Below are 22304 nucleotides of genomic sequence, written 5' to 3'. Positions count from 1 at the left end.
GCATGACCGAACCCGCTCTTTCCGCCGCTATGGGCCGGATTGCGCCTTCGCAAACGACCGCGATGACCGACCGCGCGACCCAGCTGCGCGAGGAAGGCCGCGACATCATCTCGCTGTCGGTGGGCGAACCGGACTTTGCGACCCCGCCCCACGTGGTCGAGGCGATGAAGGCGGCGCTGGACGCAGGGCAGACCAAGTACACCCCCGTCGGCGGGACCAGCGCGATGAAGCGGGCGGCCGCGCTGCATTTCGAGCGCGACCTCGGCATCGCGGCATCGCCCGCCGATGTCACGATCAGCGCCGGCGGCAAGCAGGCGATCTTTCACGCGTTGCTGGCCACGATAAATCCCGGCGATGAGGTCGTAATCCCCGCACCATGGTGGGTAAGCTATCCCGAAATCGTGCGCTTTGCTGGCGGTACGGTCGTGCCACTGCCGACGCGGCCCGAAGACGGCTTTCGCTTTTCCGCCGACGCGCTGGAGGCGGCGATCACATCGCAGACGCGCTGGCTTCTGCTCAACAGCCCCGGCAATCCGACCGGTGCGGGGTTCACCGCAGAGGATCTGCTTGCCGTGGCCGAAGTGCTTGACCGCCACCCGCGCGTTCTGGTGATGAGCGACGACATATACGCCCCGCTGACTTACACCGGCGCGCCGCATGCCACGCTGGCCGCACTACGCCCCGACCTCGCGGACCGCGTGCTGACCGTATCGGGCGTTTCGAAAAGCCACGCGATGACCGGCCTGCGTATCGGCGTCGCCACCGGCCCGACATGGCTGATCCGGGCGATGGAAAAGCTGCAATCGCATTCGAGCGGCAATCCCTGTTCGATCAGTCAGGCCGGAGCCGTCGCCGCCTTTGAAGGCCCGCAGGAATTTCTGGCCGACTGGCGCAAGACGTTCCGCAGGCGCCGCGATCTGGTTGTCGGGCGGGTCAACGCGATCCCCGGTCTCTCGACTCCGGTGCCGCAGGGCGCGTTCTATTGTTTCATCGATGCCGCGCCACTGATCGGCGGTAATCTGGCCGACGATGGCTCGCTGGCGCTGCACCTGCTGGAACATGGCGTCGCGGTCGTTGCCGCCTCAGCCTTTGGCGGCAGGTACTGCGACCTGTACGGCTTTCGCATCAGCTTCGCCGCCAGCGAGGCACAATTGACCGAAGCCATGAACCGCATCGAAGCCGGAGTTGCTGCATTATGAGCCTGCTGCCCATCGTTTACGAGGATGGCGAGGCGATCGTCATCGACAAGCCCGCCGGCCTGCCCATCGACCCGCCGCGCAACGGCGGCACCAGCCTTGCGAACTATCTGGAGAGCCTGAAACTCGGGTTTCAACGCCCGCCCACTGCCGTGCACCGGCTCGACACCGATACATCTGGCTGTCTGCTGATGGCCCGCAATCCGAAGGCGCTGAAGCGATTTGCCAAGGCGTTCGAGGAGCGACAGGTCGAGAAAGTCTATGTGGGCATTCTTGCTGGCACGGTTGCCGAGGACGAAGGCGAGATCGCGCTGTCGCTGTCAAAGGTGAGCACCAAGGAAGCAGGCTGGCGCATGATCGCGGCGCGCAAGGGCAAGCCTTCGCTGACCCGCTGGCGCAAATTGGCCGAGCAGGACGGGCAGACGCTGATCGAGTTCCGGCCCGAAACCGGGCGGACGCATCAGATCCGCATTCACGCGTTGGCAGGTCTTGGCGCACCGTTGCTGGGCGATCCGGTTTATGGCAACGGTAAGGGTGCACCGCGCACGATGCTTCACGCGCTTTCGCTGAAGGTCGAGCGCGAGGGCAAACCAGCCATTGAGGCCCACGCTCCGCTGCCCGCCGATTTCGCGCGACTGGGTTTTGCGCTACGCGAAGGCGATGGCTGAGACCGCAGAAGAGACGATCGCCCGCGCGCATGGGCTGGCGGAAGAGCGGTTCATCGCCGCCTCCGGCCCCGGCGGGCAGAACGTCAACAAGGTGGCGACCGCGGTGCAGCTGCGGGTCAATATCTATCGCCTCGGCCTGCCGCCGCAGGTGTTTCATCGGCTGAAGGCGCTGGCAGGCGGGCGCGTCGCGGCAAGCGGCGACCTGATCATCGACGCGCGCCGATTCCGAACGCAGGAACAGAACCGCGCCGATGCGCGCGACCGGTTGGCAGAATTGCTGGCGCAGGCCTACGTTCAGCCCAAGAAACGGGCGAAGAGCAGGGTCAACCGCGTCGGCAAGACGCAGCGGTTGAAAGCCAAGAAAGCGCGCGGCGACGTAAAGTCGAAACGCGGCGCGGTCAAAAGCTGGGACTAGTCCGCCGGGGTTTCCGCAACTTCGGCTGAAGGTGTCTCGTCCGGCAGCATCTCCGCCGCTTCGGACAGCACCTGCAGCTCTTCGGCAGTCGGCGCTGCCGGCGCCTCCGGCTCCGCGCCGCCGCAACCCGCCAGGGCGAGCGTGACGGCGGCGCAGAACGCGGCGCGGATCATTCGGCCATCGCGGCTTCGAGATCGGCGGCCGCATCGGCGGCATCGTCGGCGGCGGCATCGGCCGGGGCGACGGTTTCCTCATCGGTGGGCGTGACGGTTTCGTCGGCCAGCGATTCGTCGATAGTCGGGTCTTCGTCCATGCCGGGCTGCACCATCACTTCGTCAGCGGGCATTTCGACCGTATCGGCCTCTGCCGGGGCGTCGGCATCATCGGTCGAACCGCAGGCGGCAAGCGCGAAGGTGACGGCGGCGGCAAGAACAAGCTTTTTCATGTGCGGTTTCCCTCGGGACATAATGGCAAAATCGTGGCGTCCTTTTAGGCGAGCGATCCGCGCACGGCAATCGTTGCCAACATATAAAGAAATCTTTATATGCTATTTGCAATGACCGTCCACACCCTTATCGGCGCGCTTGACGACCCTACGCGGCTGCGGCTGCTGCGGCTGCTTGCGCGCATGGAACTGGCGGTGGGCGAACTGGCCGATGTGCTGGATCAGAGCCAGCCGCGCATATCCCGCCACATCCGCATCCTGACCGAGGCGGGACTCGTGGAAAAGCGCAAGGAGGGCAGCTGGGTCTTCTTGCGCGCGGTCAGTCATGACAGTGGAACGATGGCGGCGCTGTCGGACGACCTGCTGGCCGTGGCAGAGACCGAAGACTTAGAATTCGCCGCGACTTGCGAGGCGGACCGCGCCCGCCTGACCGCGATCCGCGCCGCGCGCGAGGGAATCGCCGAAAGCTGGTTCGCGCGCCATGCCGACGAATGGGACGCGCTGCGCAGCCTGCATACGCCCGACGGTGCGGTGGAGGCCGAACTCACCCGCCTGTTGGGCGTGGCCGACGCGCATGAAGACCCTGCGCCTCTGGGCCGCCTGCTCGACATCGGGACCGGCACAGGGCGCATTGCCGAACTCTACGCGCCCAGCGCCGCACATGTCACCGCACTGGACAAGAGCCCCGAGATGTTGCGCATCGCCCGCGCCCGGTTGCAGCACCTGCCCCCCGCACGACTGAACCTGTTGCAGGGCGACTTTCTTGAACTTCCCTTCGCGGACGAAACCTTCGACACCGTACTGTTCCATCAGGTGCTGCACTATGCGCAGGATCCTGACCGCGCCCTGGCAGAGGCCGCCCGTGTCACCGCGCCGGGTGGGCGGATCGCCATCGTCGACTTTGCCGCGCACACCCGCGAAGACCTGCGGCGCGATCATGCCCACGCCCGCCTCGGCTTTGCCGACAGCCAGATTGCCGACCTTTTGACAGAGGCCGGATTCACCCCCACCGAAGATGCCGCCCTGCCGGGTGCGGAATTGACGGTTCGCATATGGACGGGCAAGCGCCTGGGCCAGCTACACGCGCTTCGCCGCGACACCGACAAAAGAAAAGCCACACGATGACCGACCCTACGCCCGCCGCCGCCCCGCCCGCGGGGCCGCCCCTGTTTGCCGACCTTCCCGGCGACGTGAAAGTCAGCTTCGAATTCTTTCCGCCCAAGACGGAAAAGATGGACACACAGCTGTGGGACGCGGTCGAAAAGCTGGCCCCGCTGAACCCCTCGTTCGTGTCGGTGACGTATGGCGCGGGCGGTTCGACGCGTGAGCGGACGCACGCGACGGTCGAGCGGATCATTCGCGAGGCGCATTTGCCTGCCGCCGCGCACCTGACTTGTGTCGAGGCGAGTAAAGCCGAAATCCGCGCCGTGGCAGAGCAATACTGGGAAGCAGGCGTGCGCCACATCGTCGCGCTGCGCGGCGACCCGACGACCGAGGGCGGCAAGTTCGAGCCCCACCCCGAAGGCTATGCCAGCGCCGCCGAACTGGTTGCAGGCCTGAAGGAGATCGCCCCGTTCGAAATCAGCGTCGCGGCCTATCCGGAGACTCACCCGGAGGCGACCTGTCCGCAAACCGACATCGACAACCTGAAGCGCAAGATCGACGCCGGGGCCGACCGGGCGATCACGCAGTTCTTTTTCGCGCCCGAGTGCTTCTTCGACTTCAAGGACAAGCTGGCCGCAGCCGGGATCACCGCGCCGGTCGTGCCGGGTATCCTGCCGGTGTCGAACGTGGCGCAGACCCGCAAGTTCGCCGCGATGTGCGGCGCGGTCATCCCCGACTGGATGGACCGTCTTTTCGAAGGGCTCGACGAGCGCCCCGGTGCGCGCAAGCTGGTCGCTGCAACGATCGCAGCAGAGTTCTGCCGTTCGCTCTATGCCGGCGGGGTTCGCGACTTCCATTTCTACACGCTCAATCGCGCGGACCTGTCCTACGCGATTTGCCACATGCTGGGCCTGCGCCCCAATGGAGACAAGGGATGACATTAGCACCCTCCAAGGCCCGCGCCGCGTTCGAGGCGGCTGCGGCACAGCGCATCCTGATCACCGACGGCGCGTTCGGCACACAGATCCAGACGAAGGGTCTGGTCGAGGCCGATTACGCAGGCGATCTGGGCCTCAGCCACGAGCAAAAGGGCAACAACGACATCCTCGCCCTGACGCGCCCTGACGTGCCGGAATCGATCCACCGCGCCTATTTCGAAGCCGGGGCCGACATTGCCGAGACAAACACGTTCAGCGCCAACAAGATCAGCCAGGCCGACTATGGCGCAGAGCATCTGGTCGCGGCGATCAACCGCGAGAGCGCCGCGCTTGCCCGGAAGGTAGCCGACGAGTTCACCGCTAGAGACGGTAAGCCGCGTTTCGTTGCCGGGGCCATCGGGCCGACCAACAAAACCCTTTCGCTTTCACCCGACGTAAACGACCCCGGTTATCGCGAGATCGACTTCGACTATCTGACCGAAGTCTACCGCGAACAGGCCGCTGCTCTGGTAGAGGGCGGCTCCGACTTCATCCTGATCGAGACGGTGTTCGACACGCTGAACGCCAAGGCAGGGATCATGGCCGTAAAGCAGCTTGAGAAAGTACTGGGCCGCGAGGTCCCGATCATGCTGTCGATGACGCTGACCGACCTTTCGGGCCGGAACCTGTCGGGCCACACGGTAGAGGCGTTCTGGTACGCAGTGCGTCATGCCAAGCCGCTGACTGTGGGCCTGAACTGCTCATTCGGCGCGACGCAGCTTCGCCCGCATGTGAAATCGCTTAGCCAGATCGCCGACACCTACATCATGATCTATCCCAACGCTGGGCTGCCCAACGAACTGGGCGAGTATGACGAGATGCCCGACACGACCGCGGGGTTCGTGCACGAATGGGCGATTGCCGGACAGGTCAACGTGCTGGGCGGCTGCTGCGGCTCTAGCCCCGCGCACATCGCCGCGATGGCGAAGGCTGTGGCCGACGTGCCCCCGCGCAAGCTGCCGACGCTTGAAACAAAGACCCGCCTGGCGGGCCTCGAACCCTTTATCATGGCTGCCTGATGGACAACCTCAACGCCTCATCGCGCCCGGTATCGGCGAATTTCGTCAATATCGGCGAGCGGACCAATGTTACCGGCTCGGCCAGGTTCAAAAAGCTGATCATGGCGGGCGACTATCCCGCCGCAGTCGAAGTCGCGCGCCAGCAGGTCGAGAACGGCGCGCAGGTCATCGACGTCAACATGGACGAAGGCCTGCTCGACGCGGTCGAGGCGATGACCACGTTCCTGAAGCTGATCGCCGCCGAACCGGACATCGCGCGGGTGCCGGTGATGATTGACAGTTCCAAGTGGGAGGTGATCGAGGCGGGCCTGAAGTGTGTGTCGGGCAAGCCCATCGTGAACTCGATCTCGATGAAGGAAGGCGAAGAGCCGTTCCTCGAACATGCGCGCAAGTGCATGGAATACGGCGCGGCGGTCGTCGTCATGGCTTTCGACGAAACGGGTCAGGCCGACACCAAGCAGCGCAAGGTCGAGATCTGCAAACGGGCCTACGATCTGCTGACCGGCATCGGATTTCCGGCGGAGGACATCATCTTCGACCCCAACGTCTTTGCCGTGGCGACGGGTATCGAAGAGCATGACCGCTATGCGCTCGACTTTATCGAGGCGGTGACGGAACTGCGCGAACTGTGCCCCCACGCGCACTATTCGGGTGGGCTGTCGAACCTCTCGTTCAGCTTCCGCGGGAACGAGACGGTGCGCCGCGCGATGCACTCGGTGTTTCTCTATCACGCGATCCCCGTCGGGCTCGACATGGCCATCGTCAACGCCGGTCAGCTCGACGTTTACGACCAGATCGAGCCGAAACTGCGCGATGCGTGCGAAGACGTGATCCTGATGCGCCGTCCGGATGCGACGGAACGCCTGATCGCACTGGCCGAAAGCTACAAGGGGGTCTCGGTCGAGGCGGAGAAGCAGGCCGCCGAATGGCGCTCCTACCCCGTCGAAAAGCGGCTGGAGCACGCGCTGGTCAAAGGCATCGACGCCCACATCGTCGACGATACCGAGGAAATGCGCGCCGCCACCTCCGAACGCGGCGGGCGGCCCATCGAGGTGATCGAAGGCCCGCTGATGGACGGCATGAACGTCGTCGGCGACCTGTTCGGCAGCGGCAAGATGTTCCTGCCGCAAGTGGTGAAGTCGGCGCGCGTCATGAAGAAGGCGGTCGCCCACCTCATCCCTTATATCGAGGCGGAAAAGCAGCCGGGCGCCAAAGCCAAGGGTCGCATCATCATGGCGACCGTGAAGGGCGACGTTCACGACATCGGCAAGAACATCGTCGGCGTGGTCCTGCAGTGCAATGGCTATGAAGTGATCGACCTTGGCGTCATGGTGCCTTGGTCGACAATCCTCGAAGCTGCGAACGAGAACGATGCCGACATCATCGGCCTCTCGGGCCTCATCACCCCCTCGCTGGACGAGATGGTAACCGTGTCCGAGGAAATGCAGCGCGCCGGGATGACCATCCCGCTGCTGATCGGCGGCGCGACGACGAGCAAGGTGCATACAGCTCTGAAAATCGATCCGGCCTATGAAGGCCCGGTCATCCACGTGCTCGACGCCAGCCGCGCCGTGGGCGTCGCTTCGCAGCTCCTGTCCGACACGCAGCGCGATGGGTTCGTCGGTTCGACGGCGGACGAGTACGAAAAGGTCCGCATTGCTCGCGCGAACAAGGGGCAGAGCGCTCTCCTCTCCCTCGCCGAAGCTCGCGAAAACGGCTTCGCAGCGGACATGACGCTGAAGGCACCTGCCCCGGCCCATCCCGGCGTGCATGTGTTCGGCGACTGGGACTTGGCCGATCTGGTCGAGACCTTCGACTGGACCCCATTCTTCCGCGCATGGGAACTGGCCGGCACGTACCCCGCAATTTTGAACGACGAGATCGTGGGAGAGAGCGCGCGCAACCTCTTCGCCGACGCAAAGGCGATGCTGGAGAAGATCGTCAGCGAGAAGTGGCTCACAGCCAGGGGCGTAACAGGCTTCTGGCCCTGCAAGCGCGACGGGGACGATGTGATCCTCGACGACGGCACTCGCCTGCCCTTCCTGCGGCAGCAAGTGAAGAAATCACGCGACCGTGCCAATTTTTGCCTTTCCGACTTTATCGACCCGGCGGGCGACTGGATTGGCGGCTTCGCGGTGTCGATCCACGGCATCGAACCGCACATCGAACGTTTCAAGGCAGCGCACGACGACTATTCGGACATCTTGCTAAAAGCCTTGGCCGACCGGTTTGCCGAGGCTTTTGCGGAACGGCTCCACCAGCATGTGCGCATGAACCTATGGGGTTATGCTAAAGGCGAGCAGCTAACCAATGAAGCGTTGATCAAGGAAGAGTATCGCGGCATCCGCCCCGCCCCCGGCTATCCGGCGTGCCCCGACCATTCGCTAAAGCCTGTCCTGTTCGACTTGCTCTCCGCGCAGGAAAACACGGGCGTTATCCTGACAGAGAGCAACGCCATGCTGCCAACAGCAGCGGTGAGCGGATTCTACTTCGCGCACCCGGAAAGCCAGTACTTTGGCGTCGCCCGGATCGGCCGCGATCAACTGGAAGACTACGCCGAACGGCGCGGGGTTGATCTTTCGCTGGCGGAACGCTGGCTCAGGCCGAATCTCGACTGAAGCGATCTCAAGCCGGATGGCAACATCCGGCGGCTCGGAAATCGCGACAATCTCTACGGTGTTGCCGAACGGCGCGCCCTCGGTGTAAGGGCGCGCCAAAGTCAGACTTACCGAAAAACGAGGATCAGCGGCAATGGCCGGCCATTCCAAATTCAAGAACATCATGCATCGCAAGGGCGCGCAGGACAAAAAGCGCTCTGCCATGTTCTCAAAGCTTTCGCGCGAAATCACCGTGGCCGCCAAGATGGGCGCGCCCGATCCCGACATGAACCCGCGTCTGCGTCTGGCAGTCAACAACGCCAAGGCCCAGTCGATGCCGAAGGACAATATCCAGCGCGCGATCGACAAGGCATCGGCCAACGAAGGCGATGACTACGAAGAAATTCGCTACGAAGGCTATGGCCCCGGCGGCGTCGCGCTGATCGTCGAGGCGCTGACCGACAACCGCAACCGCACCGCGACCAACGTGCGCACCGCGTTCAGCAAGAACGGCGGCAACCTTGGCGCGTCTGGCTCGGTTTCGCATGGCTTCGAACGCCTTGGCCTGATCGTCTATCCAGCGAGCATTGGCGGCGAAGACAAGGTTCTGGAAGCCGCGATGGAAGCCGGTGCCGAGGACATTCAGTCGGGCGATGAAGAGCACGAGATCTGGACCGCAGCCGACGACCTGCATGAAGTCGCCACCACGCTTGAAAAGGCGCTGGGCGAGGCGGAAACCGTCAAGCTGGCGTGGAAGCCGAACCTGACCGTCGATTGCGACGAAGGCACCGCTTCGACCCTGCTGAAGCTGATCGACGCGCTGGACGATGACGACGACGTTCAGACCGTCTGGGGCAATTACGAGATCTCTGACGAGGTCATGGACAAGCTGGACGCGTGATGTGGACGCTCATCGCCAAGGCGCTGCTTGCCGGGGCGATGATCGCGGCCATTGCCGAACTGGGGCGGCGGCTGCCGACGTTCGCGGCGCTGGTTGCCTCGCTGCCGCTGGTTTCGGTGCTGGGCATGGTGTTCCTGTGGAATGCCCGCCCGGATGCGGAGAATATGGCGCGGCATAGCGAGGCGACGTTCTGGTACGTCCTGCCCTCGCTGCCGATGTTTCTGTTGATCCCGGTACTGATGCGCCATGCCGTGCCGTTCTGGTTGGCTCTGGTTCTGGGCTGTGTCCTGACAGTCACGCTCTACGCTCTTCTGCGATTGGCCGCGCCGCGCTTCGGACTGCCGATCTGATGATCGTCTTGGGGCTGGACCCATCGCTGTCCTGCACCGGATGGGGCGTGATCCGGGTCGACGGGCCGCGCCTCTCGCATATCGCCAACGGCCAGATTGCGACCGATGCCAAGGCGCCGTTGGCCGAACGGCTGCACCACCTGCACGACGCGGTCTTTGCGGTCATTGGCGCGCACCAGCCCGATGTCGCGGCGGCGGAGGAAGTCTTCGTCAACAAGAACCCGCAATCGACGCTGAAACTGGCGCAAGCGCGCGGCGCGGTGCTGGCCGCCTGTGGGCGCGCATCGCTGCCGGTGCATGAACATGCGGCGCGACTGGTGAAGAAGTCGGTCGTCGGCACTGGAGGCGCGGACAAGGCGCAGGTTCAGGCGATGTTGAAGGTGCTGCTGCCAACCGCGAAAGTCTCCGGAGCGGACGCGGCGGACGCGCTCGCCGTCGCCATCGCGCACGCCCATCTTGGCCCATCACTCTGAAAGCATTGAAACATAGGGCGGTCCCGCGCGTTAGGCATGTAACCCACGCCAGCCCGCGAGTACCGACCATGCGCAAAGCCCCCATCCTGACCGCCGCGATTGCCGCCGCCACCGTGCTGTCCGGCTGCACCGCCAGCCGTTATCAGATTTCCGACGCGCTCCAACGCTATGGCCTCAGTTCCAGCGAAGCGGGCTGCGCGTCCGAGTTCCTGCGCGGCCAGCTGAGCACCGGACAGGTCAATCGGTTGAGCGATGCAGCGCGTTACTACAACGCGGCCGGTCCCCTTACCTTCGGCAACCTGATCGCCGTCGCCACCAGCCTCGACGATCCCGAGGTACTGTTGCAGGTCGGCGGCGCGGCGGCGGCTTGCGGCCTGCTGGCCGATACACCGATCCCCGGCCTCTGATGCAGGACCACCCCGACGACCGCGCGTGGATGGCCCTCGCCATCGAAAAGGCGGTCGAGGCCAAAGGCACCAACCCCGCCGACACGCCGATCGCCGCGCTGGTGGTGATGGATGGCAAGTTGATCGCCAGCGGCGTGAACCAGACGTCTGAATCCTGCGATGCGACCGCCCATGCCGAGATCGTCGCCTTGCGCGCGGCGGGGCAAAAGGCGGGCGAAATGCGGGTGGAAGGCGCGACGCTCTATTCCACGCTGCAACCCTGCGGCATGTGCACGATGGCCTCGATCTGGGCGGGGGTTTCGCGCGTGGTCTATGGCGCGGGCCGCGATGACGTGCACCGCATGTATTTCGAGGATCGCCACCTCTCCACGCTCGACTTCATCGCCGATGCCTACAAGGCGGACCTGACCCTGACCGGCGGCGTGCGCGCCGACGAATGCGCGCCGCTCTACTTCCGCCCGTGGGACGATGTGCCCGAACGACTGCAAGGGAACGACTGAACTCAGGGGATAGGTGGCGCACCCGCGTTCCCTTCCCGTTCCGCCCGCGCTAGCATCGGCGGCATGATCGCCAAACTCTCCGGCAGGCTTGATGAAACCGGCACCGACTGGGCGGTAATTGATGTCGGCGGCGTCGGCTACCTCGTCCATTGCAGCGCCCGCACACTGACCGCGCTAGGCGAAAAGGGAGAGGCCTGCACCGTCTTTACCGACCTGCAGGTTTCCGAAAACGACATGCGCCTGATCGCCTTTGCCAGCGGGGCAGAGCGCGACTGGTTCCGCCTGTTGACCGGGGTGCAGGGCGTGGGAAGCAAGGTCGCGCTGGCGATCCTGTCGGCGCTGAGCACCGAAGAACTGCAACGCGCCTGTGCGCAGGGCGATGCCAAGCAGGTGTCGCGCGCCAACGGCGTCGGCCCGAAACTGGCCGCGCGGATCGTCAACGAGCTGAAGGAAAAGGCGGGCGGCCTGCCGACGGCACCGGGTGCGGTGGGCGGCGGCGTGGCCGTGACCCCGGCGGGCGGGGCAAGCGCGGATGCGGTATCGGCGCTGGAGAACCTGGGCTTCAAGCCCGCGGTTGCGGCGGCGGCGGTGGCGGCGGCGCAGGGGGAACTGGGCGAGGCGGCGGACCTAAACGCGCTGGTGCGGGTGGCTTTGAAGAGGGCGGCGGGGTGATTGAACTCTTGCTAGTCGTGGTCGGCGCTGTCCTCGCAGGAATTGTACAAACATGGACTGCGATTGGCACTCGAAGCCGCGAAGCAGAGTCTGTTCTTACCGCTCTTGCAGGTGAAGTCGGAGCAATCTGTCGTTTGCTTAGAATGCTCGATTACCGAACCGAAATTCAAAAGCTTTTTCGACAGGTTGAGATGGGCGTACACGAAGAAGCGATCTATTATATCGATATCAAGAGCGATTATTTTTCGGTTTATCACTCCCTTTCGTCTCAACTTGGCCTCTTGAAACCCGCCGAAGTCACAAAGCTTGTGCGGTTCTATAGCTATTGTAAGACCTTCGTGGATGCGACCCGACCCGAAGGTGTCTCGTCAGAAATGCAGGGGCGATTGAAGTCAGTTACGAATCTCAGAGCTCTCACAACACTGCATGATAGTATTTTGTGTTTGGGCGACGAGATCGTTCAATTAACCAAATCGCCGTCGATACCGGATGGGACGAGAGTGTGACCGATAACCCCATCCTAACCCCGGACCGCCAGCCGGAAGACCCGGACGCCGCGTTGCGTCCCAAGTCGCTGGCCGAGTTCGTCGGGCAGGAAGCCGCGCGCGATAACCTGCGGGTGTTCATCCATGCCGCGCGGTCCCGCAAAGAGGCGATGGACCATGTCCTGTTCTTCGGCCCGCCCGGCCTTGGCAAGACGACGCTGGCGCAGATCGTGGCCAAGGAACTGGGCGTCGGCTTTCGCGCCACGTCCGGCCCGGTCATCGCCAAGGCGGGCGATCTGGCCGCGCTGCTGACCAATCTTGAGGAAGGCGACGTCCTTTTCATCGACGAGATTCACCGGCTGAACCCGGTGGTCGAGGAAGTTCTCTACCCCGCGATGGAGGACCGCGCGCTCGACCTGATCATCGGCGAAGGCCCGGCGGCGCGGTCGGTGCGCATCGACCTGCCGCCGTTCACACTGGTCGGCGCGACGACGCGGCAGGGGTTGCTGACCACGCCGCTGCGCGACCGGTTCGGCATCCCGGTCCGGCTGAATTTCTATACGGTTCAGGAACTGGAACACGTCGTTACGCGCGGGGCGCGGCTGCTCGGCCTGGCCATCGATGCCGACGGCGCGACCGAAATCGCCCGCCGCGCACGGGGCACGCCGCGCGTCGCGGGCCGGTTGATGCGCCGCGTGCGCGACTTTGCCGATGTCGCGGGCAGCGCCACGATCACGCGCCAGATCGCAGACAATGCGCTGACCCGGCTGGAGGTCGACAGTCTGGGCCTAGACGCGATGGACCGGCGCTATCTCCACATGATCGCCGACATCTACAAGGGCGGGCCGGTGGGCGTCGAAACGCTGGCTGCGGGCCTGTCCGAACCGCGCGACACGATCGAGGAAGTGATCGAGCCATACCTGATCCAGCTCGGCCTTGTCGCCCGCACCGCGCGCGGACGGTGCCTGAACGATCGCGGGTGGCAGCACCTGGGCATGACACCGCCTAACGCTCCGCCTCAAGGTGGGCTGTTCGACGAAGGCTAACGGGGGACAGCCGCGCGCACCCGCTTGGTCGCGGCCCCCTCGCCGGGTTATCGCAAACTGGTGAACGCCGGGATCGTCATAGGCGAAGAGCAGGGTCGCCCTGTTCAGATCGATATCGAAGAGCTGCTTGCCACGCGCCTTCTGGTGCAGGGCAATTCCGGCTCTGGAAAGTCGCACCTGCTACGCCGGCTGCTTGAGGAAAGCGCAGGGCTGGTCCAGCAGATCGTGATCGACCCGGAGGGCGATTTCGTCAGCCTGGCCGATGCGTTCAACCATATCGTCGTCGATGCCTCTGCCTATTCGCAGGCGGAGCTTGAGGCGCTGGCCGTGCGCGTTCGCGCCCATCGTGCCTCGGTCGTGCTGGCGCTGGAAGGGCTGGAGGTCGAGCAGCAGATCCGCGCCGCCGCCACGTTCCTTGGCGCCCTGTTCGATGCCCCGCGAGAGCATTGGTATCCGGCGCTGGTCGTGGTGGACGAGGCGCAGATGTTCGCGCCCTCCGCCGCTGGCGAGATGGCGGAAGAGACGCGCCGCCTGACCCTGTCGGCCATGACCAACCTGATGTGCCGAGGGCGCAAGCGTGGGCTGGCCGGGATCGTCGCGACGCAGCGTCTGGCCAAGCTGGCCAAGAACGTCGCGGCCGAGGCTTCGAACTTCCTGATGGGGCGCACGTTTCTGGATATTGACATGATCCGCGCCGCCGACCTGCTGGGCATGGAACGGCGACAAGCGGAGCGTATTCGCGATCTTGAGCGCGGGCGTTTCGTCGGGCTCGGTCCGGCGATCAGCCGTCGTCCGGTGACGGTGAAGATTGGCTCGGTAAAGACCGGCAAGCAAGTCGCCGCCGCCGGCCTGATGCCGCTGCCCGAAGCGCGCAAGGAGGACATGGCCGCGCTGCTGACCGAATCGCTGGCCGACGATATTGCGACCCGCAGCCCGCCTCCCCCACCACGCCCCGTCCCGAGCGCAGAGACGCTGGGCGAGGCGATGGCCGAATCCGCTGCCGCCCCCGTGGCGAAAGCCGACGGCCCAGCGCCGGATACCGAAGGCACTGCGCGCAAAGTGCTGGCCGAAATGGCCGCGCACCCCGATACCCCGTTGCAGACGGCCAGCACGCTCTATCAGGCATTTCTCGCGCTCTGCCGCCAGAACGGCGTGCATATCCCCCCGATGGACATGAACCGCTTTCGCCGCGAATTCGCGATGGCGATGGCGGGTTTGGACCGGCTGACAGAAAACGACCGGGAGCGGCTGGTGGGCATTGCCGAGGGTATCTCTGACGACGTGCTCGGCCCCTATCTCGTAATCGCGCGATCCACGTTGGAAGGCCGCGACGCGCCGGATGACGACGAACTCGCCCGCGCCTATGGCACCAGTTCGCCGGGCCGAGTGCGCCGCCTGCTCGATTACCTTGAACGCGAAGGCCTGATCGTCGTGCGCGAGGTGTTCGGCGGCGGGCGCAAGATCTTCGTCCCCGCGCTGGAAGCGGCGGGCTGATACGCAAACGGCCCCGCTCTGCGAAGAACGGGGCCGGAATTGTGCGAGCTAGGGATCAGAAGCGGTAGCCGACCGAAAGCTGGACCACCGGATAGATCTTGTAGTTGTCGATATCGTCCTCGATCTCGGCTTCCTCGGCCCGCAGGCTGTCCATGAAATCGGGATCGTCGGCCAGTATGCCGGTCGCCGTCAGGTTGTCGATACGCGGCGAACCATGGAACATGGCGCCTGCCTCAAAACCCAGCTTCAACCCTTTGGTCAGCCCGCCGGCCCAACCCAGCGTCAGCATCGGCGCGAAATCCTTGGCTTTCACCTCTCCGGACAACTCGCCGATTTCCTCTGGCGTATAAAGCGTCCCGCCGATTTCGACGTCGTCAGTCGGCGCAGCCTTCAGCTTAACCTTGTTGTCGCCGATGCGCGCACCGGCCGAAACACGAAAGCCGCCGCCGAATGGGTGCACGTCGATCATCGCACCGAAGGACTGAAGGTTCAGCTTGCCATCATACGTGACATCGTCGGAATCGACATCATGCGAATAGCCGAAGAACGTAGCGTTCGCACGGACTGCGATCGTTTCATTCATGCGATAGGTCACTTCCGGCCCAATACCCAGAGTGCCACCGGTAACGCCAACCATCACGCCGCCGTCCTCGGCCATGGCAGGAGTTGCGGCCAGAGCGGCCGCCAGCGATGCCAGCAAAATATACTTCATAAATTTCCCCCAATAACCGACGCCCTGTGCTTCGGTACTTGGGGAATAAGCGAGGATGGCTACACAGTAGTATCCATCATATTGTATATGTTGATAAAAATCAGACGAAAAAGGGCCGGGTCTACGCTGGACCCGGCCCTTTTTTAATATTCGGAAGCCGCTCAGGCAGCCAGCTTGCGCAGTACGTACTGCAGGATGCCGCCGTTGCGGTAATATTCCAGCTCGTTCGCGGTATCGATGCGGCAGAGCACGTCGAAGGTAAAGCTCGAGCCATCCTTGCGCGTTACCGTCACGGTCACATCCTGACGCGGGCTGAGCTCTGCGACGCCGGTGATCGTGAAGGCATCGTCGCCCGTCAGGCCCAGAGTTTCGCGGGTCTGGCCGTCCTTGAACTGCAGCGGCAGGACGCCCATGCCGACAAGGTTCGAACGGTGAATACGTTCGAAGCTTTCGACGATGACCGCCTTCACGCCCAGCAGGATCGTACCCTTCGCCGCCCAGTCGCGCGACGAACCGGTGCCGTATTCCTTGCCCGCGACGACAACCAGCGGAGTGCCGTCGGCCTTGTGCTTCATCGCGGCGTCGAAGACCGGCATGGTCTCGCCGTTGTAGCTGGAGAAGCCACCTTCGGTGCCCGGAACCATCTCGTTACGGATGCGGATGTTGGCGAAGGTACCGCGCATCATCACTTCGTGGTGGCCACGGCGTGAGCCGTAGGAATTGAAGTCCGCCTTGGCGACCTGATGGCTCTGCAGCCATTCGCCCGCCGGGCTGTCGGCCTTGATCGAACCGGCCGGGCTGATGTGGTCGGTGGTGATCGAATCGCCGAGGATGAGCAGCGGCTTGGCTTCGACGATGTCGGAAACCGGGGCCGGGGTCATTTCCATGCCCTCGAAGTACGGCGGGTTGGCGACATAGGTCGAACCGGCGCGCCACTGGTACGTGTCCGAACCGGTAACGTTGATCGCCTGCCAATGCTCGTCGCCCTTGTAAACGTCGGCATAACGGGCGCGGAACATGTCACGGTCGACGCACGTGTTCATCGTGGCGGTGACTTCCTCGTTCGTTGGCCAGATGTCCTTGAGGAACACGTCCTGACCATCCTTGCCGGTGCCGATCGGGGTGGTGGTGAAATCTTCGACCACGGTGCCCTTCAGGGCATAGGCAACCACCAGCGGCGGGCTGGCGAGGAAGTTGGCGCGCACGTCGGGTGACACGCGGCCTTCGAAGTTGCGGTTGCCCGAGATGACGGCGCTGGCGACCAGACCGTTCTCGTTGATCGCCTTGCTGATCGGTTCAGCGAGCGGACCCGAGTTGCCGATGCAGGTGGTGCAGCCGTAGCCGACAAGGTTGAAGCCGATGTTGTCGAGGTGCGACTGAAGGCCGGCCTTCTCAAGGTAGTCGGTCACGACCTGCGAGCCGGGGGCCAGCGAGGTCTTCACCCACGGCTTCGGCTTCAGGCCCAATTCGTCGGCCTTCTTGGCGACGAGGCCTGCGGCAACCAGCACGCCCGGATTAGAGGTGTTGGTGCAGCTGGTGATCGCGGCGATCATCACATCGCCGTCGCCAACGGTAAAGTCCTTGCCTTCAACCTGAACGCGCTCGGCGGTCTTTTTGTATACTTCGCCCATGTCCTTGTTGAACACGTCGTCGACTTCGGTGAGGTCGACACGGTCCTGCGGGCGTTTCGGACCGGCGAGCGACGGGACGACGGTGCTCATGTCGAGCTCCAGCGTCGAGGTGAAGACCGGGTCGGTCGTTTCTGGGTCCAGCCAGAAGCCCTGCTCTTTCGCATAGGCCTCGACCAGCGCGATCTGCTCTTCCTCGCGGCCCGTCAGGCGCAAGTAGTCGATCGTCTTGTCGTCGATGCCGAAGAAGCCGCAGGTCGCGCCGTATTCCGGGGCCATGTTGGCCAGCGTCGCACGGTCGGCCAGCGAGAGCGAAGCGAGGCCCGGGCCGTAGTATTCGACGAAGCGGCCAACCACGCCGTGCTTACGCAGCATGTTGGTGCAGGTCAGCACGAGGTCGGTCGCGGTGACGCCTTCGTTCAGCTTGCCGGTCAGCTTGAAGCCGACGACTTCGGGAATCAGCATCGAAACCGGCTGGCCCAGCATCGCGGCCTCGGCCTCGATCCCGCCGACGCCCCAGCCCAGAACGCCAAGGCCATTGATCATCGTGGTGTGCGAATCGGTACCGACGCAAGTGTCGGGATAGGCGACGGTCACGCCGCTCTCATCGGTGCTGGTCCACACCGCCTGCGCGATGTTTTCCAGGTTCACTTGGTGGCAGATGCCGGTGCCCGGGGGCACGGCGTAGAAGTTGTCGAGGCTTTTCGAACCCCACTTGAGGAAGTCGTAGCGCTCGCCATTGCGCTCATACTCGATCTCGACGTTCTGTTCGAATGCCTTGGGGTGGCCGAATTCGTCCACCATGACCGAGTGGTCGATCACAAGGTTTACGGGAACCTGCGGGTTGATCTTCTGCGTATCGCCGCCCAGCTTCGAAATCGCATCGCGCATCGCGGCAAGGTCGACCACGCAGGGAACGCCGGTGAAGTCCTGCAGCAGGACACGGGCCGGGCGGTACTGAATTTCAGGGTGCGGACCGGCGGGGTTGTTCTGCCAGTCGACAACGGCCTTCACGTCGCCTTCGGAAACGGTGAAGCCCTCGTCCTCGAAACGGAGCATGTTTTCCAGCAGCACCTTCATTGAGAAGGGCAGGCGCGACACGTCGCCGAATTTCTCGCCCGCCTTTTTCAGCGAGTAATATGCGTATTCCTTGCCCCCGACGGTCATCGTCGAACGGGTGCCGAGCGTGTCCTTGCCCACAGCTGTCATGCGTTGGTTCCCCTTGGATGGGCGCGGTCGCGTCAGATGCCCCCTCTAGGCCCCTGATTCGCACCGCGGCTTTGTGCAATTGCTAACGTGCGGGCGCGATGCGCGGGAATGCGCGGCGCGTCAAGGTCGTCTATTGGTCGAAGCGACCGGAGTAGCCCCTATCCGGACCGGACGTTCAATCGACCAGCGCGACGCTGGAATGGTATCCGCCCCGGTGGAATAGCAGCGGCGTGTCGCCGCCACAAACGTCCAGCGCCTCTACGCGGCCGATGACCAGCCAGTGATCGCCGATATCCTCGATCCGCTCTATCGCGCAGTCGACCCATGCCAGCGCCTCGTCGAACACCGGCTGGCCCGACGGGCTCGTGCCGTGCGCCAGGTCGAGGAACTTGTCCGATTGTTTCGAGGCGAAGCGCTGGCACAGCGCCTTTTGATCCGATCCGAGCACGTTGACGCAGAATCGACCCACCTTCTCGATCTTTGGGTAAGTGCTCGACCCCTTGTCGGGGAAGAAGCCGACCAGCGGAGGATCGAGCGAGATCGAGGTGAAACTGCCGACCACCATGCCGGTGCGCTCACCCTCATCATCGATGGCGGTGATCAGGGCGACTCCGGTGGGATAGGCGCCAAGGACGTTACGGAAATGTTTGGGATCGATCATGAGGATGGATTTGGCGGGTGCATTCCATGTGGTCAAGCCCGGTTGCGCGAACGATACAATGCCCGTGGGACAACACGCGATTCAGGGTGTGGAAAGCCGCCGCTTCGCAATATAGGCGGATAAAGCGCCGCTTTCGGGCGTTGAGAGAGCAATGAAACAGATCACGACCGCCCTGACTCGCACTGCCGTCGGTATGACGGCCCTGGCCCTGGCCCTTCCCGCCCTGGCGCAAAACGCCCCAGGCTCCGGCTACGTCGGCGAAGGCCAGCTGCCGCAGCCCGCCGCGACGCAAACCGCGAAGCCACCGGTAAAGGTGGGAGCGGACACGGTGACGCAGCCCGCTGCGCCGACCGCGGCACCAACGATGGCGTCGCAACCGGTAGTACAGGAAGTACCGACCGACTTCTTTGACGCGGCCCCGACGTGGACCGTCGCCGATGCCGAAGAGTTGCGCGCTTATGTCGCGGGCCTTGGCAACGAAGGCCTTTTTCCGCGCGACTACCTGCCGGTTGAACTGGACGCCGCGATTGCAGGTGGTCCGGGCCTGAAGCTGAACGAGATTGCCACCCGCACCTTCACATGGGTTGCGCAAGACCTGCGCGACGGGCGGACCGAAATGGATTCGCGCCGCCAGTGGTTCGTGCGCGATCCCGATGCCGAACGGCTGCCGATCAAGCCGCTTCTAGAGGAAGCCTTGGCGGGCGGCGGCGTCGTGGCCGCGCTCGATTCGCTCAGCCCGACGCACCCCGACTATGCGGTTCTAAAGCAGATGCTGCTCGAAACGCCTGAGGGCGAAACGGCGAAGCGTGCCAAGATTCGCGCCAACATGGACCGCTGGCGCTGGCTGGCGCGCGATTTGGGGCGCAGTTATTTGCTGACCAACGTGCCCGAATATCAGCTGCGCCTGACGGTGAACGACAAGATCGTGCGGTCCTACCGCACCATCGTCGGCAAGCCGGGCAAGACCAGCACGCCGCAGTTGGCCGAAACGGTCGAGGGCGTGATCTTCAACCCGACGTGGACCGTGCCGCAATCGATCGTGGTTGGCGAAGGTCTGGGCAACCGGGTGCTGAACAACCCGTCCTATGCCAAAAGCCACAATTACAAGGCGTGGAAGAACGAAAACGGCATGACCGTGGTGGTTCAGCAGCCGGGGCCGGGCAATTCGCTGGGCATGATGAAGCTCGACATGCCGAACCCGCATGCGATCTTCCTGCACGATACCCCGTCGAAGAACCTGTTCGATACCGAGAACCGCGCCTACTCGCACGGCTGCATCCGCACCGACCGCGCGCTGGAGCTGGCGCTGACGCTGGCTATCGCACTGGGCGAAGTGCCCAAGGACGAGGCGGTCGCGATCTCGAAATCGGGCGAGTACACCAAGGTGCCACTGAAAAAGCAGGTGCCGGTCTACATCACCTATTTCACGATGGCGCAGGACATCGATGGCACCATGCGGTCGTTCAAAGACATCTATGGCCGCGACGAACCGGTGCTTGCCAGCTTTGCCGCACCACGCGTTGCCAAGGACGGTCGCCGCGTGACGAACGAGGAAGTGGTCGCGATCGAAGACCCCGGCCTGTGATCGCCCGACAGACGAAAGCGCAGGCCCGCACAATGCAGGGCTGCGCTTCGTTGTATCTCGTCTGACTTACATCCCTTCAAGGCTCTTGCTGACGAGGATGTTGACCGCAACGCGGCGATTCTGCGCCTTGCCTTCCGCGGTCGAGTTGTCTGCGGCGGGATCGGCTGTAGCCATGCCCGTGGGGCTCATCATCCGCCACGGCTTCCAGCCGCAGGCCTGTTGCAGATAGTTTACCACGCGGCCCGCACGCTTTTCGCTCAGCGCCTGATTGACCTCGTAGCTACCCGTCGAATCAGTGTAGCCGACGACCAGCAGCAGCGCGTTTTCCATCGCATCGGCTTCTGCGGCGACGGCGCACAGGTTCTGCTCTCCCTCTGCCGACAGCGCGTACTTGCCGCTGTCGAAATAGACGTTGGCGGTGCCCTTGATATTGTACTTGTCGATGTCGCCCATGCGGCTGCGCAGGGCATCGGCAGTGGCGGCGTTCTTGCGGATCAGCGAGCCATGTTCGGCAAACTGGTGCGCGGTGCCGTTGTGGACGATCGAAGCCATCTTCAGGTCGTCGTTCTTGAACTTGATCTTTGTCGCGATCAGGCCCTTACCGTAATGCACCGTTTCCACATCGACCGGCATGCCGCTGTACAGCGCATCGGGACCAAGCTTCTTGTTCTTCATGCCAAGGAAGCCGCCGCTGGCGCGGATCTCGGTCTGATTGTCGAACGACACGACCAGCTTCTGACCTTCGCGGGTCGTCACCTGCATCATCTCGTCATTGCGGTTGGTGATGACGCCTTCGATGTCCGGACCGTCGGAAAGGCGGCTGCCGTGCACGGTGGTCAGAACTTCATCCTGCGTCGGCTGCCATTCCTGCGCCGATACGGCGACCGGGTTGGCCAGCGCCAGTGCAATCAGCGGGACGGTCAATACGGGCATGCGGGATACGACACTCATTACGCTACTCCTTTAGCCTGACGACGCGGGGGTATGCGTCTGGCGCGCGGCAAAGCCTCGCAAGGAGTGGTAACGATGGGGTGAAGCCCTAAGGTAAACGCGCCAGTAGGACTGTTCGGATCAGCCCAGACCCAGCTTGTCCGAATAGATCAGGCGACCGCCGGAGATGTTCCACAGCGCCTCTCGAAAGTCGGCGGGGTCCATCGCGAAACAGCCGTTCGATCGGCCCAGCTTGCCCCATCGCGCGACATGTTCGCGGGTGGCGTATTCCGCCGCATGGGCGACGATATAGCGCGGCAGCGCGTTCGAATTCTCTGGATCAAGCCCGCCGAGGCGAATCGAGGTGCCGTATTTGCCCTTGTACCATTCGTAAGTGATGAAGGCCCCGCGACTGGTGGCGTTCGACCCTTCCACGTTGGAGAAGGTGTTGAGGAACCCGTCATGCTCCGGGTCGGACCCCATACCGTGCGCGACAAGGAAGCTGCGCACCGTGCCGGTTTCCAGATTGGCAAAGTGGAACCGCGGATTGGCCGAATGCACGCCGAAATCTGCAATCGCGGCCATATCCTTGTGCCACAGCGCCGATCCGGCCCGCTCAACCTCTCTTTTCGCCACATCCAGCACCGCCCGGTCACGCGGGGTCAGCGAACTGGCCTGCGCGAACGCGCGCGTCGGCAGGGCAAGGCCCACACCGGCGGCGAGTGCGCCCTTGATCACGGTTCTGCGGTTTGCGGCCTTGGTCATGGTGAACCCGATATAGCACATCGCAGCTTGATTTGAACTGAACCTGCGAACGATCCGGCGCGCAC

General features: G+C 63.8%; 24 protein-coding genes. 17 read left to right on the top strand and 7 right to left on the bottom strand.

Translation table 11 applies throughout. The features are described 5' to 3' along the window. Positions 1 to 2 precede the first annotated feature (2 nt). Genes AB433_RS16755 through arfB form a run of 3 tightly spaced genes read left to right on the top strand, consistent with a single transcriptional unit; the run spans position 3 to position 2279 of the window. Positions 3 to 1199 (top strand): pyridoxal phosphate-dependent aminotransferase, encoded by a 1197-nt coding sequence (locus AB433_RS16755; protein WP_047822638.1) that lies wholly within the window; start codon positions 3 to 5, stop codon positions 1197 to 1199. Continuing rightward, positions 1196 to 1864 (top strand): RluA family pseudouridine synthase, encoded by a 669-nt coding sequence (locus AB433_RS16750; RefSeq protein ID WP_047822636.1) that lies wholly within the window; start codon positions 1196 to 1198, stop codon positions 1862 to 1864. Before AB433_RS16755 ends, AB433_RS16750 begins: the two co-directional genes overlap by 4 nt. Continuing rightward, a complete protein-coding gene (arfB, locus tag AB433_RS16745) occupies positions 1857 to 2279 on the top strand; it encodes an alternative ribosome rescue aminoacyl-tRNA hydrolase ArfB (protein ID WP_047822634.1) in 423 nt (140 codons plus the stop codon). Before AB433_RS16750 ends, arfB begins: the two co-directional genes overlap by 8 nt. Here the strand turns inward: arfB and AB433_RS20675 are convergent. Next, on the bottom strand, positions 2276 to 2452 hold the full coding sequence (locus AB433_RS20675; protein WP_156170868.1) for a hypothetical protein: 177 nt from the start codon (positions 2450 to 2452) through the stop codon (positions 2276 to 2278). The genes arfB and AB433_RS20675 overlap by 4 nt on opposite strands. Further along, entirely contained in the window at positions 2449 to 2724 is a 276-nt protein-coding gene (locus AB433_RS16740; RefSeq protein WP_047822632.1) for a hypothetical protein, read from the bottom strand. The genes AB433_RS20675 and AB433_RS16740 overlap by 4 nt, the downstream gene beginning before the upstream one ends. Positions 2725 to 2835: 111 nt before the next feature. Here AB433_RS16740 and AB433_RS16735 point away from each other — a divergent pair, with 111 nt between their 5' ends. The 13 genes from AB433_RS16735 (at position 2836) to AB433_RS16675 (ending at position 14749) form a co-directional block, all read left to right on the top strand. Beyond that, positions 2836 to 3849: an ArsR/SmtB family transcription factor gene (locus AB433_RS16735; RefSeq protein WP_082134987.1), complete on the top strand. Its 1014-nt coding sequence runs from the start codon at positions 2836 to 2838 to the stop codon at positions 3847 to 3849. Beyond that, the gene (gene metF / locus AB433_RS16730; RefSeq protein ID WP_047822629.1) at positions 3846 to 4766 is read left to right on the top strand and encodes a methylenetetrahydrofolate reductase [NAD(P)H]; all 921 of its coding nucleotides are present in this window, start codon (positions 3846 to 3848) and stop codon (positions 4764 to 4766) included. The genes AB433_RS16735 and metF overlap by 4 nt, the downstream gene beginning before the upstream one ends. Then, on the top strand, positions 4763 to 5824 hold the full coding sequence (locus AB433_RS16725; RefSeq protein ID WP_047822627.1) for a homocysteine S-methyltransferase family protein: 1062 nt from the start codon (positions 4763 to 4765) through the stop codon (positions 5822 to 5824). The genes metF and AB433_RS16725 overlap by 4 nt, the downstream gene beginning before the upstream one ends. Next, positions 5824 to 8442: a methionine synthase gene (gene metH, locus AB433_RS16720; protein WP_047822626.1), complete on the top strand. Its 2619-nt coding sequence runs from the start codon at positions 5824 to 5826 to the stop codon at positions 8440 to 8442. The genes AB433_RS16725 and metH overlap by 1 nt, the downstream gene beginning before the upstream one ends. A 133-nt stretch (positions 8443 to 8575) precedes the next feature. Next, the gene (locus AB433_RS16715) at positions 8576 to 9322 is read left to right on the top strand and encodes a YebC/PmpR family DNA-binding transcriptional regulator (protein ID WP_047822624.1); all 747 of its coding nucleotides are present in this window, start codon (positions 8576 to 8578) and stop codon (positions 9320 to 9322) included. After that, entirely contained in the window at positions 9322 to 9672 is a 351-nt protein-coding gene (locus AB433_RS16710; RefSeq protein WP_047822622.1) for a DUF3147 family protein, read from the top strand. The genes AB433_RS16715 and AB433_RS16710 overlap by 1 nt, the downstream gene beginning before the upstream one ends. Further along, positions 9672 to 10145, top strand: a complete 474-nt coding sequence (gene ruvC / locus AB433_RS16705; RefSeq protein ID WP_047822620.1) for a crossover junction endodeoxyribonuclease RuvC — start codon at positions 9672 to 9674, stop codon at positions 10143 to 10145. The genes AB433_RS16710 and ruvC overlap by 1 nt, the downstream gene beginning before the upstream one ends. A 68-nt stretch (positions 10146 to 10213) precedes the next feature. Continuing rightward, positions 10214 to 10552: a hypothetical protein gene (locus tag AB433_RS16700; RefSeq protein ID WP_047822618.1), complete on the top strand. Its 339-nt coding sequence runs from the start codon at positions 10214 to 10216 to the stop codon at positions 10550 to 10552. Then, positions 10552 to 11052 carry a nucleoside deaminase gene (locus tag AB433_RS16695; RefSeq protein ID WP_047822616.1) on the top strand — a complete coding sequence of 167 codons (501 nt, stop codon included), beginning with the start codon at positions 10552 to 10554 and terminating at the stop codon, positions 11050 to 11052. Before AB433_RS16700 ends, AB433_RS16695 begins: the two co-directional genes overlap by 1 nt. 63 nt (positions 11053 to 11115) lie before the next feature. Next, the gene (gene ruvA / locus AB433_RS16690; RefSeq protein ID WP_047822614.1) at positions 11116 to 11724 is read left to right on the top strand and encodes a Holliday junction branch migration protein RuvA; all 609 of its coding nucleotides are present in this window, start codon (positions 11116 to 11118) and stop codon (positions 11722 to 11724) included. Continuing rightward, positions 11721 to 12230 (top strand): hypothetical protein, encoded by a 510-nt coding sequence (locus AB433_RS16685; RefSeq protein ID WP_156170867.1) that lies wholly within the window; start codon positions 11721 to 11723, stop codon positions 12228 to 12230. Before ruvA ends, AB433_RS16685 begins: the two co-directional genes overlap by 4 nt. Next, positions 12227 to 13255, top strand: coding sequence for a Holliday junction branch migration DNA helicase RuvB (ruvB, locus tag AB433_RS16680; protein ID WP_047822609.1), 1029 nt, complete (start codon positions 12227 to 12229; stop codon positions 13253 to 13255). The genes AB433_RS16685 and ruvB overlap by 4 nt, the downstream gene beginning before the upstream one ends. A gap of 60 nt (positions 13256 to 13315) precedes the next feature. Beyond that, positions 13316 to 14749, top strand: coding sequence for a helicase HerA domain-containing protein (locus AB433_RS16675; RefSeq protein WP_047824369.1), 1434 nt, complete (start codon positions 13316 to 13318; stop codon positions 14747 to 14749). A gap of 55 nt (positions 14750 to 14804) precedes the next feature. Here the strand turns inward: AB433_RS16675 and AB433_RS16670 are convergent, their stop codons facing one another. From AB433_RS16670 to AB433_RS16660, 3 genes are all read right to left on the bottom strand, one after another. After that, positions 14805 to 15461, bottom strand: coding sequence for a hypothetical protein (locus AB433_RS16670; RefSeq protein ID WP_047822606.1), 657 nt, complete (start codon positions 15459 to 15461; stop codon positions 14805 to 14807). Positions 15462 to 15622: 161 nt separating this feature from the next. Beyond that, positions 15623 to 18298 (bottom strand): aconitate hydratase AcnA, encoded by a 2676-nt coding sequence (gene acnA / locus AB433_RS16665; RefSeq protein WP_047822604.1) that lies wholly within the window; start codon positions 18296 to 18298, stop codon positions 15623 to 15625. Positions 18299 to 18473: 175 nt separating this feature from the next. Next, entirely contained in the window at positions 18474 to 18959 is a 486-nt protein-coding gene (locus tag AB433_RS16660) for a flavin reductase family protein (protein WP_047822603.1), read from the bottom strand. A 151-nt stretch (positions 18960 to 19110) separates the two neighbouring features. Between AB433_RS16660 and AB433_RS16655 the strand changes: the two genes are divergently transcribed. After that, a complete protein-coding gene (locus tag AB433_RS16655) occupies positions 19111 to 20544 on the top strand; it encodes a L,D-transpeptidase family protein (RefSeq protein ID WP_047822601.1) in 1434 nt (477 codons plus the stop codon). Positions 20545 to 20610: 66 nt separating this feature from the next. On the opposite strand, the gene AB433_RS16650 is transcribed toward AB433_RS16655, so the two are convergent. Together AB433_RS16650 and AB433_RS16645 are read right to left on the bottom strand one after the other, a co-directional pair. After that, positions 20611 to 21495 carry an OmpA family protein gene (locus AB433_RS16650; RefSeq protein ID WP_047822599.1) on the bottom strand — a complete coding sequence of 295 codons (885 nt, stop codon included), beginning with the start codon at positions 21493 to 21495 and terminating at the stop codon, positions 20611 to 20613. 120 nt (positions 21496 to 21615) lie between these two features. Further along, positions 21616 to 22239, bottom strand: a complete 624-nt coding sequence (locus AB433_RS16645; RefSeq protein WP_156170866.1) for a murein L,D-transpeptidase catalytic domain-containing protein — start codon at positions 22237 to 22239, stop codon at positions 21616 to 21618. Between the last annotated feature and the right edge of the window lie 65 nt (positions 22240 to 22304).

It is taken from the genome of Croceicoccus naphthovorans (assembly GCF_001028705.1).
Taxonomy (GTDB): Bacteria; Pseudomonadota; Alphaproteobacteria; order Sphingomonadales; family Sphingomonadaceae; genus Croceicoccus; species Croceicoccus naphthovorans.
Note: the sequence above shows the minus strand (reverse complement) of the source record. Positions and strands in the feature narration are given on the sequence as shown.

What these genes read in the sequence shown, in the direction of transcription:
- AB433_RS16735 (WP_082134987.1), top strand. Translation starts at nt 2,836, where the DNA reads ATGACCGTCCACACCCTTATCGGCGCGCTTGACGACCCTACGCGGCTG.
- AB433_RS16645 (WP_156170866.1), bottom strand. Translation starts at nt 22,239, where the DNA reads ATGACCAAGGCCGCAAACCGCAGAACCGTGATCAAGGGCGCACTCGCC.
- AB433_RS16700 (WP_047822618.1), top strand. Translation starts at nt 10,214, where the DNA reads ATGCGCAAAGCCCCCATCCTGACCGCCGCGATTGCCGCCGCCACCGTG.
- metH (WP_047822626.1), top strand. Translation starts at nt 5,824, where the DNA reads ATGGACAACCTCAACGCCTCATCGCGCCCGGTATCGGCGAATTTCGTC.
- AB433_RS16750 (WP_047822636.1), top strand. Translation starts at nt 1,196, where the DNA reads ATGAGCCTGCTGCCCATCGTTTACGAGGATGGCGAGGCGATCGTCATC.
- acnA (WP_047822604.1), bottom strand. Translation starts at nt 18,298, where the DNA reads ATGACAGCTGTGGGCAAGGACACGCTCGGCACCCGTTCGACGATGACC.
- metF (WP_047822629.1), top strand. Translation starts at nt 3,846, where the DNA reads ATGACCGACCCTACGCCCGCCGCCGCCCCGCCCGCGGGGCCGCCCCTG.
- AB433_RS16655 (WP_047822601.1), top strand. Translation starts at nt 19,111, where the DNA reads ATGAAACAGATCACGACCGCCCTGACTCGCACTGCCGTCGGTATGACG.
- AB433_RS16650 (WP_047822599.1), bottom strand. Translation starts at nt 21,495, where the DNA reads ATGAGTGTCGTATCCCGCATGCCCGTATTGACCGTCCCGCTGATTGCA.
- ruvA (WP_047822614.1), top strand. Translation starts at nt 11,116, where the DNA reads ATGATCGCCAAACTCTCCGGCAGGCTTGATGAAACCGGCACCGACTGG.
- AB433_RS16695 (WP_047822616.1), top strand. Translation starts at nt 10,552, where the DNA reads ATGCAGGACCACCCCGACGACCGCGCGTGGATGGCCCTCGCCATCGAA.
- AB433_RS16740 (WP_047822632.1), bottom strand. Translation starts at nt 2,724, where the DNA reads ATGAAAAAGCTTGTTCTTGCCGCCGCCGTCACCTTCGCGCTTGCCGCC.
- AB433_RS16670 (WP_047822606.1), bottom strand. Translation starts at nt 15,461, where the DNA reads ATGAAGTATATTTTGCTGGCATCGCTGGCGGCCGCTCTGGCCGCAACT.
- ruvC (WP_047822620.1), top strand. Translation starts at nt 9,672, where the DNA reads ATGATCGTCTTGGGGCTGGACCCATCGCTGTCCTGCACCGGATGGGGC.
- AB433_RS16710 (WP_047822622.1), top strand. Translation starts at nt 9,322, where the DNA reads ATGTGGACGCTCATCGCCAAGGCGCTGCTTGCCGGGGCGATGATCGCG.
- AB433_RS16725 (WP_047822627.1), top strand. Translation starts at nt 4,763, where the DNA reads ATGACATTAGCACCCTCCAAGGCCCGCGCCGCGTTCGAGGCGGCTGCG.
- AB433_RS16715 (WP_047822624.1), top strand. Translation starts at nt 8,576, where the DNA reads ATGGCCGGCCATTCCAAATTCAAGAACATCATGCATCGCAAGGGCGCG.
- AB433_RS16755 (WP_047822638.1), top strand. Translation starts at nt 3, where the DNA reads ATGACCGAACCCGCTCTTTCCGCCGCTATGGGCCGGATTGCGCCTTCG.
- AB433_RS20675 (WP_156170868.1), bottom strand. Translation starts at nt 2,452, where the DNA reads ATGATCCGCGCCGCGTTCTGCGCCGCCGTCACGCTCGCCCTGGCGGGT.
- AB433_RS16660 (WP_047822603.1), bottom strand. Translation starts at nt 18,959, where the DNA reads ATGATCGATCCCAAACATTTCCGTAACGTCCTTGGCGCCTATCCCACC.
- arfB (WP_047822634.1), top strand. Translation starts at nt 1,857, where the DNA reads ATGGCTGAGACCGCAGAAGAGACGATCGCCCGCGCGCATGGGCTGGCG.